The organism is Clostridium tertium (genome assembly GCF_902652255.1).
GTDB lineage: Bacteria > Bacillota > Clostridia > Clostridiales > Clostridiaceae > Clostridium > Clostridium tertium_A.
Genome location: NZ_CACRTO010000005.1, coordinates 25,532 through 40,522, shown reverse-complemented (window position 1 = coordinate 40,522; position 14,991 = coordinate 25,532). Strand labels below are relative to the sequence as shown.

11 protein-coding genes and 1 pseudogene are annotated in these 14,991 nt (G+C 30.5%); 3 read left to right on the top strand and 9 right to left on the bottom strand.

Translation table 11 applies throughout. The annotated features are described in order from the left end of the window. Positions 1–47: 47 nt before the first annotated feature. Entirely contained in the window at positions 48–284 is a 237-nt protein-coding gene (locus GPX08_RS00235) for a hypothetical protein (RefSeq protein WP_156624247.1), read from the bottom strand. Positions 285–779: 495 nt separating this feature from the next. On the opposite strand from GPX08_RS00235, the pseudogene GPX08_RS00230 reads away from it, so the two are divergent. Next, positions 780–989, top strand: a pseudogene (locus GPX08_RS00230) (hypothetical protein); the annotation flags it as partial. A 2,525-nt stretch (positions 990–3,514) separates the two neighbouring features. Here the strand turns inward: GPX08_RS00230 and GPX08_RS00225 are convergent. From GPX08_RS00225 to GPX08_RS00205, 5 genes are all read right to left on the bottom strand, one after another. Further along, positions 3,515–3,922 carry a hypothetical protein gene (locus tag GPX08_RS00225; protein WP_156624246.1) on the bottom strand — a complete coding sequence of 136 codons (408 nt, stop codon included), beginning with the start codon at positions 3,920–3,922 and terminating at the stop codon, positions 3,515–3,517. 825 nt (positions 3,923–4,747) lie between these two features. Then, complete coding sequence (locus GPX08_RS00220; protein ID WP_156624245.1) at positions 4,748–5,068, bottom strand: hypothetical protein; 321 nt, start codon at positions 5,066–5,068, stop codon at positions 4,748–4,750. A 399-nt stretch (positions 5,069–5,467) separates the two neighbouring features. Next, a complete protein-coding gene (locus GPX08_RS00215; protein WP_156624244.1) occupies positions 5,468–5,713 on the bottom strand; it encodes a hypothetical protein in 246 nt (81 codons plus the stop codon). Between the two features lie 209 nt (positions 5,714–5,922). Beyond that, positions 5,923–6,999 (bottom strand): hypothetical protein, encoded by a 1,077-nt coding sequence (locus GPX08_RS00210; protein WP_156624243.1) that lies wholly within the window; start codon positions 6,997–6,999, stop codon positions 5,923–5,925. 26 nt (positions 7,000–7,025) lie between these two features. Then, a complete protein-coding gene (locus GPX08_RS00205; protein WP_156624242.1) occupies positions 7,026–8,531 on the bottom strand; it encodes a hypothetical protein in 1,506 nt (501 codons plus the stop codon). A gap of 358 nt (positions 8,532–8,889) precedes the next feature. Between GPX08_RS00205 and GPX08_RS00200 the strand changes: the two genes are divergently transcribed. After that, entirely contained in the window at positions 8,890–9,486 is a 597-nt protein-coding gene (locus GPX08_RS00200) for a cyclic nucleotide-binding domain-containing protein (RefSeq protein ID WP_156624241.1), read from the top strand. Between the two features lie 18 nt (positions 9,487–9,504). Then, on the top strand, positions 9,505–10,446 hold the full coding sequence (locus tag GPX08_RS00195; RefSeq protein ID WP_156624240.1) for an alpha/beta hydrolase: 942 nt from the start codon (positions 9,505–9,507) through the stop codon (positions 10,444–10,446). A gap of 315 nt (positions 10,447–10,761) precedes the next feature. On the opposite strand, the gene GPX08_RS00190 is transcribed toward GPX08_RS00195, so the two are convergent. From GPX08_RS00190 to GPX08_RS00180, 3 genes are all read right to left on the bottom strand, one after another. After that, positions 10,762–12,588, bottom strand: a complete 1,827-nt coding sequence (locus GPX08_RS00190; RefSeq protein WP_156624239.1) for a hypothetical protein — start codon at positions 12,586–12,588, stop codon at positions 10,762–10,764. Continuing rightward, positions 12,588–14,111 (bottom strand): AAA domain-containing protein, encoded by a 1,524-nt coding sequence (locus GPX08_RS00185; protein WP_156624238.1) that lies wholly within the window; start codon positions 14,109–14,111, stop codon positions 12,588–12,590. The genes GPX08_RS00190 and GPX08_RS00185 overlap by 1 nt, the downstream gene beginning before the upstream one ends. Before the next feature lie 424 nt (positions 14,112–14,535). After that, the gene (locus GPX08_RS00180; RefSeq protein ID WP_156624237.1) at positions 14,536–14,988 is read right to left on the bottom strand and encodes a hypothetical protein; all 453 of its coding nucleotides are present in this window, start codon (positions 14,986–14,988) and stop codon (positions 14,536–14,538) included. Positions 14,989–14,991: the final 3 nt, after the last annotated feature.

Sequence of the window (14,991 nt, the reverse complement as noted above, 5' to 3'; positions counted from 1 at the left end):
TCTTAATATTATACTTACTTTTATTGTTATATATAAATGCTATTACTTTATCTAATTTCTTGTTGCAAATATAGCCATAGCTTTTTTAATATTTCATTTTTCTCTTTAATCCTTGAAACTTCTTTTTTTAATTCTTTAACTTCTTTTAGTGTCATGACTTCATTTTCATCTACTTTAATTTCTTTTACATTTTTAATCCAACCATTAATTGTTGACTTTGCAATGCCATATTCGCTACTTAGCTCTGCTAAGCTCATTCCTGTCTTAAATAAGTCTACTATCATATCTTTATATTCTTAATCATATCGTCTGCCCTTACCCATAATGGACACATCCTTTCTTAACTAAATATTATTTTACTTAGTTCGACTTAATGTGTCCACTACTTTATACTACATCATATCCGTGAGAGTGCAAGAGAGATTGTCAATCGGGAGTTGATTTACGGATAATAATAGAAACTCAGTATTTCTGCACGTATCATAGTATGAGAAAAAAGTCAATAGAGAAATGTAGTTTTTCATCGAAGCCACTTGAAAAAATTCCCCAAAAGAGGTATAATTTTTAATAATTATATACACCTCTGAGGACATTTTATATCTCTGAGGACATTTTATACCTCGGAGGAACGAATATAAATGCACACTTCCTTCGAGTGACTTGAAGGAGGATTTTTTATGAGGAAACTAAAAGCAGGAAAACCGAACGTTCTATCTTTCATTTTAGTATTCACGTTGTTTGTCAACATGATATCGACAACTGCGTTTGCAATAGGTAGTATGCAAATATTTGTGAAAACACTAACAGGAAAGCACATCACGTTAATAGTAGAGCCAACCGACCGAATTGAAGATGTAAAGATTAAGATTCAAGACAAAGAGGGGATTCCATCAGAACAACAAATTCTGATTTTTGGTGGAAGAGAACTTGAGGACGGAAATACGTTGCAGGACTACGCTATTGGTAAAGATAGTACCCTGAATCTTGTTTTGAAATCCGATACTGTTGAAATAACTTACCTTGATTATAAAGATGGTAAATTTACAGAAAAAACTCATTCTGCTCAAAAAATAACAAATAATACAACTAAAATTGGCGAACCAAACACAGAAACATGGTATGTAGTAAACGAACATATAGAATTAGACGGTTTAGAATTTTGTGGCAATGTACATCTAATATTAGCAGATGGTGCAACGCTTAAAACTAAATCCTGCATTTCGGTGGAAAATAATGATTCGGCTCACGGATCTCATTTGATTATTTATGGTCAGCAAGCCGGAACCGGTACTTTGAATGCAACTGGCGCAACTTATGAGTCAGGAATACAGCTTAACGCGCGAAATAATGGTGCTATTACTGCAAATTTAACAATTAATGGAGGCACAATAATTGCTAACGGTTGGGATGCTGGTATTGGCACAAGTGGGGGTTCATCAACTATAATTATAAATGCCGGCAACATTAAATCTATTGGTGGTAATGCCGGAATAGGAAAAGGAAATAATGTTAAGCTTGTTTCGGATGGAACTGCCATTATCAAAACAAATAGCGTAACTGCTGATGTTACTGATTTTTCAGGTATTATAGTTATTGACGAAAATGCAACGGTTTATGGAAACGCCGTTCTCAATCAGGAATTTGAAATTGTTAATGATAAAATTTTAAATATTCCAGAGGGGAAAACTCTTGTTATAAATGATGGGATCACACTTATTAATAATGGTACAATTATCAACAACGGTACTTTTATCAACAACGGTATATTGAGTGGCGCAGGGAATTTTATTTGCAATAACCATACTGGAGGCACTGTAGATTGTGTGCATAGACCGATTTGCATTTCTTGCGGAAATGAATACGGTGAGGCATTAGGTCACAGCTTCACAAACTATGTTTCAGATGATAACGCAACCTGTACCGCAGACGGAACGGAAACTGCAAAATGTGATCGTTGCGATGAAACCGACACAAGAACAGATGCTGGCTCTGCAAAGGGACACTCTTTAAGTGACTGGGAAATAACTAATTCACCAAACTGTGAGGATAAAGGTTCTGAAAGCCGCAAATGCACAGCTTGCGACTTTACCGAAACAAGAGATGTAGACCCACTTGGACATAATTGGGAGGCAAATTTTATTGTTGACAAAGCCCCGACCTGCACTGAAGACGGAAGTAAGTCAATCCATTGTAAAAACTGTGAAGTAACAAAAGACAGTGAAATTATTTCGAAACTTGGACATAGCTTTACAAATTATATTTCAGACGGTAACGCAACATGTACCGCAGACGGAACGGAAACTGCAAAATGTGATCGTTGCGATGAAACCGACACAAGAACAGATGCTAGCTCTGCAAAGGGACACTCTTTAAGTGACTGGGAAATAACTAATTCACCAAACTGTGAGGATAAAGGTTCTGAAAGCCGCAAATGCACAGCTTGCGACTTTACCGAAACAAGAGATGTAGACCCACTTGGACATAATTGGGAGGCAGATTTTATTGTTGACAAAGCCCCGACCTGCACTGAAGACGGAAGTAAGTCAATCCATTGTAAAAACTGTGAAGTAACAAAAGACAGTGAAATTATTTCGAAACTTGGACATAGCTTTACAAATTATATTTCAGACGGTAACGCAACGTGTACCGCAGACGGAACGGAAACTGCAAAATGTGATCGTTGCGATGAAACCGACACAAGAACAGATGCTGGCTCTGCAAAGGGACACTCTTTAAGTGACTGGGAAATAACTAATTCACCAAACTGTGAGGATAAAGGTTCTGAAAGCCGCAAATGCATAGCTTGCGACTTTACCGAAACAAGAGATATATACCCACTTGGACACGATCACAGTGTGCTTCAAAAGGACTCTGACGAACATTGGTATAAATGCTCTCGCTGTGAAGATATCATAGCAAAAACAGCACATAAATATGGTGATGATAACATCTGTGATACCTGTAACTATGACAAGACTGTTCCGCATACTCACAGCTACGGCGATTGGAAATCTAACGTAAGCAACCACTGGAAAGAATGTGACTGCGGCAACAAGTCTGATGTGGTAGCGCACAGCTTCAAATGGGTAATCGATAAAGAGGCAACCGCTTCTGCTGATGGTTCCAAACACGAAGAATGTACTGTTTGCGGATACAAGAAACAGGCTGTTAAAATTCCTGCAACCGGAACCAATACTCCTCCGCAGACGGGCGATACCAACGATATGATGTTATGGGTAGCGTTGCTCTTTGTTTCGGGAGGTGCTTTGACAGCATTTGCAGTAATAAAAAAACGCAGAAAACATACTGCTAAATAAATCTAAATAATCGAGTAAGAGGAAAATAATTATTTTATTTTCCGTCCTCTCACACCACCGTGCATACCGACCTTGTACACGGCGGTTCCTTAAGTTTAATGAATTTTCATATATTGGTGCGTTAGGCTCTTCAAGCCTAAGTCGTTAAAGAATTGATTTGTGAGTGTAGTATTTAATATTGCACTATTAGCTATTCGTCAGTATCCTTTACGGGTATTGGCGAATTTTATTGCTTGATAGTGATTTAATCCTAATTTCTTAAGGTTTTGATATCTTGTTTTAACCTTTTTCCATTGTTTCCATATACACATTCTTAGTCTTTGTCTTATCCATTTACCTAATTGAACAAGAATCCCTTTGCACTTTGCTATTTCGTAATAATTAATCCAACCTATATTTACTTGATTAAGTTTAGTTATTCTTTGTTCCAAAGTCATCGGTTTTGATCTCGATAATATTTCTCTTAATTTATCTTTATGTTTCTTTAATGGGCAAATTATTGTGAAAATGCTGGCACTGAATCCGAGATTTCCAATGACGTTGGCAGTTACCTCATTAAATACTTTTATTTTGAACAGGATTTTGTTCGAGCTATAAAACAGCAAGGAAAGCTATACCTAATTGAAGAGTTATTTAGAAGAGTTCTTATTCCAAAGGATGTTGCTGGCGGTGAAAAATATTTTTCCTATTTTATAGCATATTCCGTTTACAGCTTTATTCGAGCAATGATTGACAATGATTTTAGCGAAACTCCTAATGAACTTAAAGTAATGTTTAATGCATATGAAAAATTAAAAAATCAAACATAAAACTATCTTGAAATTTTTTTCAATCTAAATAAGCCGTAAAGGAGAATAAATAAATCTAACGATATAATACATTTCCCTACAAATTCTAATTTATCGAATAGTTTAAAAATCAAACTAACTCGTCTTATAATACATTTATTCATTACTTCACATTTTTATTATACCATATTATTCTATTTTAAATAAATATATGAAGTTGCCATTTTACAATAGCTTAATTGCTTTATAAAAAACTCTTACCTGTAATTTAATACAAGTAAGAGTTTTAATATCATATACTTTTTACATTTACAACTTCAGTAAAAACCTCATTTACTTATGATACGGTTCATTATTCTTAATTCTAAAATAAATAACCCTCGACAACACATTTCTGTATTGTCGAGGGTTTCATGGTGGAGGCGACTTATAACAAGCCCTCCCAACTATACTTTTATTATTAAATCTTTAATCTTTCAATTTGGGTTCTCAACAGATACGGTTCACCGTATCATAAGCAAAAGACAACACTTGCCCAACATGTATTATCACTAGATTATTTTCAATTTCAAATTTTTATCATAATTTTTTGACCTAAAAAATAGATAGACTAAATCAGCCTATCTTATTAATTCTCATATCTTAATTTATACACATGCTATCTTTTCTATTTATGTATTCTGAACATACCATATACTCTTTAGATTTAACATGTTTTTTATCTATTGGGAATATAATCTCCTGCTCATGTCTCAACCTAAATAAAATATCACTTGATGGATACATTAATTCACAAAATTTCATTACATCAAAACCGTAATTTTCATCAATATCTCCTTCGATAAATAAATACTCTCCCGAATTGCATACATGATTAAAACTATCAAATCTATATGATTTAGACCAAGATGCTACTTTATTATGGTATCTTAATCCTGATCTTCTTAGATAAGGTTCATCCAAATCCTTTCGAAAAATCTGCTGTTTACATTGAATTCTATATATTTTTCATCTGTAAGACCACTTGTCAACAAATCTTTTATATGGTTCAGGTAACTTTTCATACTCCAAATCTGACCACCTTAACATTTCTCCCCAAAGTGCATCATATGCAATTAATTGTTTCTCACTCATAGTTCCATAACTGCATAATGAACAGTTTGTCCATTTATATATTTATTCATACAGTACACTTAAGATTTCATTCATGGATTTATTTTTTTATGTACTCCACTTAGGAATAGTGCAAATATCTTCTTGTATCATCTTACCTTCTCCTTTTTTCAGATTGTACATGTAATAGTGACCTTTTCTCAAGTCAAACTCGAAACATATCATCAATACATTTTATAGATTTATATTTTAATTATTAGATTCCCACTTATATTTTTCTGCCTTACTGAAGTATTTACAGTTTAAATCTTCATCTTTAATTCCAGTAATCTCATAACCACAGTTAATCATAATTTCTCTTATCATCTTGCCAACAGTACTTCTCACAAATCTATCATTAAAATCAAAGCTACCTTTTGCACTACCAAACTTATTTTCTAAATTATTTATTACACCAAATAAAGCTGATCTTCCATTATCACTTGCTATTTTCATCTTATTAATATTTTGTGGTTTACATAACTATCTATATACCTCTTCAGCTATATAACTTGTCTCAAACTTCCTTGTGTTAGGATTATCTAAAATAATTTTTTAAAATCAGGAATACCCATCTTATCACTCTTTTCTATGTAAATACAACAAAAGATACTTCAAGACAACCTGCCTTAAAATATCTTTTGTTTAATCGTAATTCATAAAGGTTATTTAATATTCAACTTCTCTTTTAATGCTCTTCTATATGCAACCTTTACCTTTTCTTTAACTGTCTCCTCGTCATAAGTTCCATCAATAATAGAATGTACTATATTTAGAAATAATTTTTTATCACAGCAGCAAAATTGTAATTTAAGCTGATATATTCGTTCTATCATACCATCATCATATACATCCTTAAACTTTTCAATAGGACGAATAATTCCAGGTGCTACCATTACCGCAACATCGTAAGTATCTAATATCTCTTTCTTACTATATACACCACCTCTATACAAATCCCAATACTGAATTCCATCAACTCCACTCAAGTCTAAATATAATACTCTTAGTAACATTTCTATGGCAGCCTTACGTTTACCTTCTTGGCAAAGGACTTCATACATATTATAGTAATCATTTCTCATAAGCCCCAAGGTCCTTTCCTGAGTTATTCTTTTATTAAGAATTCCCCAAATCGTATCATAAAAGCTGTATTCTGGTTGTTTACAAGAATCATATTCTTTCCAAGATATCCCCCAATTTTGGTTTTTGTGAATCTTTATATAATCATCATGCTGTTTCAAAAATATCTTACCCTTCTCAGAAATTGAATAAGTTTGGTTATCACAATATTCCTTTAAGATATCAGCACTATCAACATCAAGTACCCTTTTTACTAGAATGGCTTTTTTACCTGAAACAGGTAAATTTAACTTTTTTAAAATTATTTTTAATGTATCAACTTTAAGAGCTTGTACAATTGCCTCTATTTTTGAAGCTTCTAAATAGCCTTCATCTATCATTTGTTTATGATACTTTGCAGGCTCTCTAATTCCACACTCATACAAAAAATATTTCACATAATCTGAATTCCTTTTTATTGGACTTGGCTTAGACATTGCATATAAAAAGATTGCTTTTGCATAATCCCCTTGATACTCTGGGATTTCTGACTCATCTACTGAAACTTTTTCTTTGACTTTAAAACTTAAGCTCTTAGAATTTGTATTATTTACTTTATTCGCAAATCTATCAGCCGTAACAGCTTCTTTCTTTTTAAATAATTTACTTAAAATACCCATTTGTTCTTCATCCTCTCCAATAATATCTATTCGTTTTTCATCACTTCATCCTTGTATCTCCAACAGAATCCTCCTGCATGCTTCTGTACTCCTTTGGCAGCATCTCTTATGCTCTTAGAATTAATTCCAGTTTTTCTAACTGCTGATGCTATTGTTTCATATTCTTTAATAATTGTTCCATCATCATTTAGTTGAATAATGCCTCTACCAGATCTTTCTCTATTTGAACATGTACCTCCATTATAATTTATATTTTCAGACACTTTTTTCTGTTTCGCTAATGCTTTAATCTTTTTATTTTCTTCTTTCTCTCTTTGCTCTTCTTCAATTATTCTTTTCTTTTCCTGTTTAATTGCTATATTATTTTTTCTTCTCTGTTCTGCTAAAGAAAGTAATCCTTCTATTTCGCCATCCTCAATTTTGGTCAACATTGCTATACATTCTTCTGCAGATTTTCTTGCACGTTCTCCATTATCCAAATAGTAATTCATAGCTTTATAACATTCTTTAAAGGAACTTACTATATATGAAGATAATTTATTTAACTCAAAAGGACTTTCAAAAAATACTCTTACAAAATCACTTCCACCTTCACTTTTAGTGCACGGTTCTTGTGAAAACTCTACTCCATTTGTAGCCTTTTTTTCGATGATTATGTATTTTCCCTTTTTAGCTATTTTAAATTTTAAAAATGAATATAGACACGAAACATCAATATAGTTTCCACTGGTCTTCCTATATCTTATCAAACTTACATCATCGCCATTATCTCTTATAATTTTTTGAATATATCCGCATATTTCTAGTTCCTCTTCACTAAGATTAGTCCCTTCCTTATTTCTTCTTTGTTCATTAATTTCCTCATCTAATTCTAACAATATATTACAAAGGATCTCGCCGCATATTTTAGCATCCGATATAGCCCTATGTGCATTATCATTTGCTAAACCAAGATATTTTTCAATTGTACCTTGTTTATAATTTGTAAGTCCTTTAATATATTTTCTAGATAAACTAAGAGTATCAACATAAGCAAAACTTGCATCTATCCCCATTCTCTTCAATGTACTTACAAGAAATCTAAAATCAAAACTTGCATTGTGTGCACACATAATTATTTTTTTCTGAGACGCCTCCCCTAGAAAATCTAATAATTTGGGATAAACTTTATTCTCTTTTGGAGCTGTACTAAGCATTTGATTTGTAATATGGTTTACTTTAGTTGCAGCACTCGGTACATTAATCTGTGGATTTACTAATGTGCTAAATTCCTCTGTAGGCTTACCATCTATAAATCGAACAGCACCTAATTCAATAATCCTATCATATTCAGAATTAAGGCCTGTTGTTTCAACATCAAATGCAATAAATGATCTATGTAACATTTCTACTGTTTTCGAATTTATATTTATGACATCAGCACTTACATTGCCTTGATGAACTACATGCTCTTCCACATTCTCTATTGATAAATCTTGTAGATTAACATCTGATTTATTTCTTTTTTTCTTAAATATATCGAAAAACCCCATTTCCTTTTCCCCCTTATTTTTAACTTAACTACCAATAAGCTTAATAACTATATATTACTCCTTTATTTTCCTTAATTCCACATACAATCTAATCAATTCATAAACCACTCTCTTTTAATTTTGGTTCTCCACATATACGCTTCACCACACCGTAAGTAAAAAAGTTTAGACTTCCCCATATACAATATAACTCGTATTATTTAAAATTCAACTTTCTATTGTTTTTCTTATTTCACTTCTCTACACTTGTATATTATTAAATCAGTATTTAGCAACTGCTAATTACTTCTTAACTACTAACAAATGTTAATGTTTTTCTTAGCAATAACATATAAAATAAATTGGGAGTTGATACTAATTGAAAAAAGAAGATAAATACAATTTAATTAAAAGTACTTTTAGTAATAGTAATTACTGCGTTAGCCATGAAATAGTTGAAAAAATACTAGAAATAAGTTCTGAAGTTTATTTTACCAAAAATGATATGATATTAAACATGTGGGATGAAGCAAATGTAGTATACTTAATCTTTTCTGGGATAGCTAGAAGCTATTATTTAGATAAAGAAGGAAATGACATCACCAAATTTTTTATGAAAGAAAATGATTTTTGTATAGGAGAAAGTCTTTTTTCTAATCAGAAAAGTATTCAAGGATTTGAGGCATTAGAAAATGTAACGGCATTAAAATTCAAAGCTAAAGAATTAAAAGAATTAATTTTACAAAATGAAAGTCTAAGTTGTTTATATATGGAATTTTTAGAAAATAATCTACTTTATAAAATGCAAAGGGAATATGCTTTTCAAATAATGAGTGCAACAGAAAGATATATATCTTTTCAAAAAGAATATAAGGAAATTAATGAAAGAATTTCTCAACATTATATTGCTTCTTATTTAGGAATAACACCAGAGTCCTTAAGCAGAATAAGAAGAACTATTAGAGAAGAAAATTAATAAAGAGGGGGATTTAGTATGAATTATAATGAACAAAAATCATGGAAAGAAATCGAAAAGTTTTTACCACCAAAATTGCATTTCAATTCTAATTATCAACCTGAGGAAGAATGGTGGAATTGGAAAGGAAATAAGGTACATTTAGATACATTTAGAAATAAAAATGCCAAAGCAAAAGTTATTTTATTTCACGGAGTGGGAACTAATGGTAGGCAGATGTCCACAATTATTGGAGGACCTCTTTCTAAAGATGATTTTGAGGTTATAGCTATAGATATGCCACTTTATGGCATGACTGAAATTAATAAAAATATGACTATTACATATGATGACTGGATTAATTTAGGGAATGATTATATAAATCATGAATTAAGAAAAGATTCAAGACCCATATTCCTTTATGGTTTATCAGCTGGTGGTATGGAAACATATCATGTTGCCTGCAAAAATAAGAAAGTAAAAGGTATAATCGGAATGACATTTTTGGATCAAAGAGAGCAAATGGTTAGAGATGAAACCACTAGAAATATATTTTGGGCAAAATTTGGTGTTCCATTGTCAAAGTTATCTTCTAACATAGGTCTTTCAAACTTTAAAATGAAAATGACTATTTGCTCAAAAATGAACGCTTTATGCAATGATAAGAATGCTCTTAAAGTAATGATAAAAGATAAAACATCAGCTGGAAGTAGTGTACCATTAAAATTCATTTATACTTATATGACTTATCAACCTGATATTGAACCTGAAAATTTTAATATTTGTCCAATTTTATTAACCCAACCTAAAGAAGATAGATGGACCCCACTACATCTTAGCACACAATTTTTAAATAAAATTAAGAAAGTTCCAATAAAAATTGTAGAATTAAAAAACGGAAGTCATTATCCAATAGAGGAATCTGCGCTAGACCAATTACATTTAAACATTTTACAATTTATAAATGAATATCTAATTTAACAATATAAAATCCAGCAATTTACATATTGCTGGACTTAGTTTCGTAACTTTAAAATTATAATCAAACACATAATTAACAGCTTACTATTTTTCTATCTACACCTATTTCAATACTTACCTATCAATTGTAACCTACCCCAATGATACTTTAATATCTTAAATATTTCTATTTATTTTGGCTCTCCACAGATACGCCTCATCACATCGTAAGTAAAAAGGATAGTTTTACTCATATATTATGTACTTAGGAATATTTTAAATTCAGGTTTTAATTATATGTTTTTATAATTAAATACCATACTACAAATATTTTCATTATTTCAACTGTGTAGAAACCAAAGTTAATATTTCCCCTGTTAATCTTTTTAAATCACTACAATTAACAAGATTAGGATAAATATCCTTTAATTCCTCCTCTTCAGCTAAGGAGACTCCAATAATCTTGGTACCCCTTTTTGTAATTTTTTCAACAGAATTTCTGGTATCAACAATGGATGCAGGAGGATAATAATTATCTACCATATGACTTGGTACACCATCAGAAATCACAATAATTAGTTTATTTTCATAAGAAATGCTTCTACTCATATACCTTTCAGACCAAAATAAAGCTAATGCATCTCTATTATCTCCATATGAGCTAATCTTCATTAAATTAAACTTATCTTCTTTTTTAGAATTAAATCCAACTAAAATATTTATATCGATTTCAGGATTTTCAAAACGCGCCCTATGTTCAATAATCGCATGAGGTATATTCTGAGTTTTTAAAACTTCATGTAAAATTACAGAAGATATTATAGCCCTCTCCCTTCTTTCACCCATCATAGAACCTGAACCATCTATAAGAAGTAACACTCCAAAATCAGGTATCTCCTCACTTTCACTATTTTTATACCAATATCTTTTTCTATGGTCAGCTAAATACCTTGAAGAAACTCCAGTTCCAAAAATCTGCCTCTCCTCTCTGCAACTAATCTTTCCCTTTAAAAGTTGATAAAACTTACTATTATATGAATTAATATTAATCTTATACCTTTTATAAATATTTTCATAAGCTTTTTTAAAATTTAAATCTACATTTGGTTTTTCTTCATTAATTCTAATCTTATTATGAAGGGCTGAACAATCAAATTGCTTACCATAAAAAATTTGTTTGAATCCTACAGAATAAAGTGTACTCAAACTTGATTTTCTCTGCTTATTAAAACTTTCTATAATTGAATGTATTTCCTTTGAATAATCTTTATATTCTTGAAATAATAGTCTGGTAATCTTAGCTTCTTTTCCTTCACTCTTAATTCTACTAATGCTAACACTTTCTAATGAATGTGTTTTCATTCCATATAAAATACTCTCTAATGATTCATCTTTTAACTTTTCATAATCCTCAGGTATTATAGGCTTTATTATATTAAATATTTTTTTAGCATAACAATACCTTTCTTTAGGACTTTCCGCTAAAGTTGCCATCTTAAACAATTCCATGGTTTTCTTTATATACTTAATGGTTTTTCTAGAAGGCTTTTGTAATACAATCATTGGATAAAGAATGCTTATTGCTATATAATCTAAATATTCTACTAAGGTTTCAACTTTCTTTGAATTGCCTATTATGATACTTTTTGCAGTCCCCTCACTTTGATTCTTAGCTAAAACCATTGTATACCTTAAAAATATTAGATAAATCTCTAAATTATCATAAAGACATGCTCCTACTCCTTCTATGTATGCATCCTCTATAATATTTTCTATTAGACCCATGGCATATTTTTTACTTTTAGTATCAATATCTTTATCTTGAAAAGCCAAAGATGGAAATGATGTATATATTATATGTAGTGCCTCATGTATATTTTGTCCCCTGGTAATCATTCTTAATGCATTATCTGGATTGGTTGAAAAACTAGGTGGTAGATTCATTATCTCTTCGATTTTCTCTAAAGCTTCCCTATCACAAAAGCCTTCATTTATAGCTGGATCTACTATAATGTTTTTACCATCTGTAAAAGCTTTATTTTCATTAATAAAAAATAATCTTAATGTTTCATTTTCTGATAATGTTCTTGCAAAGCTTTCTTCAAGTTCTCTGTTATAATCACATTGATATTGCCTTAATATTTCACTATTTTTCTTGTCCATTATTTCCACCTATAAAGCATAATAATTCCACGTATTGTTTCTTCTAAAATTCTATCACCTTTCGCAATTGGTATAATAGTCTTTTCTGCAGCTAAAATATATCCTTCATATTTTGCAAGCTTTACCCAATTTTCTAGATTTCTTGGGGATATCACTACATCTAGTTCTTCTGCTTCTATTTTATTTTTTATCTTACTATATACTCCAATTACCTTATCTAAAACATTTTCACATTCTGGAACTCTAAGTGCAAGCATTCTGCATATTGCTTCCTTAGGCAGATCTGGAGTTTCTATTATGACATTAAACCTGTTGTAAAGTGATTGATTAAGTTCTTTTGTTCCAAAATACCCAATATTCATTGTTGCAAAAAATCTAAAATTCTCGTGTCTTTTAATAACATCACCATTGTCTAACCGTACAAATCCATTATCATCTAATAGTGAGTTTAAAAAAGCTAAATATTGTGGTTTTGCAAAGTTTATCTCTTCAAAAACTACAGCTCCACCATTTCTAATAGCATAAGTTACAAAACTCTCCTTAAAATTTATTTGGTTACCCTCTGGCATATATTTCCCCAAAACAAACTCATCTAGATTTTCTGTGCAATTTATTGTTTCCATTATTGGAAGTCCAATTTCTTTACATATAAGTTTGCAAGCCATAGTCTTACCAGTTCCAGATGGTCCATGGAATAATACTGCTAGACAATCCCCCTTCGAAATTGCATTACATACACTATGTAAATTTTTAGGTATTATGAATTCTTCAGATAATTTTGGTATATACTTTTGATCCTCTTTTTTAAATGTATTACTAGAAAATGGTATAATTTCTATTATATTCTCTTGTTTCATTTCATTTTTATTATCTATGACTATTTTATATTTTGATGCAAATGAAAACATCGAGGACGTATCGACATAAGGTAATTCGCTATAATTGAGATTGTAATCTTGATTTTTATGATTTTGATAAAAATCCTCATGTATGTTAACGAATATATCTGCCACTGGTTCTTTTATGAACTCTTCCATAAGCATTTTGAAATCTTCATTTACCTCAAATTCTCTAGCAAGTAGCACCATGAAGCTTGGTAAAAGCTTATATAAAATATGTAAATGTTCCATATTGCCATAAATCAATTTCCCATAATAATCATAGGCTGCTAGTGTTATATTGTTTCCTTGTAAAAGTACTTTGTATTTGCGAATATTTTGTTCTATAACTGTATTTTCAATATAATCTTCTGGAAAATTTATTTCTAAATATACTGTATTTGCATTATCTGATATATAATAATCACCATAAAGGTCACCATGTATTATACTTGAAATCATTGAAGTAAATAGTATTATAGCTTCCCCAATCGGTTGACAAAGTGTTGTTCTCCCATTAAATGATTCATTATTTATATGAACATAATACTGCGTTGCATCCGATAGATGTTTAAAGCCAAACCCTTTGTATATTTCTCTTGTGTTTTCTCGTGCTACTTTGTATGCAATTTTGAATAATTTCATCTATATCCCCCTGTATTGCTTTTAGTTTCTTCATATCATCATACACAAAACCTATACTTTTAATTGTATATTGTTCTATATAAAAAAGAAATATATGGAATCAATAAATTACTTTTTATTCTTAAGATAATAACTTTTGATATCTAATCTAGATAATTTTCACTAAAAAAAGTCTATTCTATTTTATTTGGGTTCTCCAGAAATACACTTCTCAGAAGCTACTCTAAATAAGGTTTTTTCACTTTACTTTTATGCATATAATAAAGTAGAAATGAGAGTTCAATAGTAGGATCGCTGTTTTATCCCATTTATACTATTGGTGACATTTAATCATATATTGAAATTTTTTGTAGAAAATAAGTCATACTAGTTAAATATCACTAGTACGACCTACAATAAAATAATATTTTTAAAAATTTTTAACCTAGAATGGCAACTCTATACTATTTTCATAAACATAACTAATTATATCAATAATATATTCATCATATCTTTCATCTAACTTATTAGTTCCCCATTTTCCTCTGAACACTTCCTCTACGAGTATTTCCATGCCACCTTCAGCATATTTCTCTAGTTTTTTGATACATTCCTTTTGATATTCACTTTTTTCAAAAGAATCAATCTGCTTTCCTAAATCTTCATCATTTAAAATAATAGAGTATAAGCTTGCTTTATTATCTCTTTTTAGATAACTACCTCTAAACTCTCTTCCTCTTGATTCTCTTTCTAAAGCTCTATTGTTTTTAAAGCCTACTACAGCACATAAAGTAAATAACTGATCATAGCTTATATCATATCTCTCTTTAAATAAGATGTATATTTCTTCATATTTTTTACTTGTATATATTAGACCCTGATCTCTTAAAAAATCCATTCT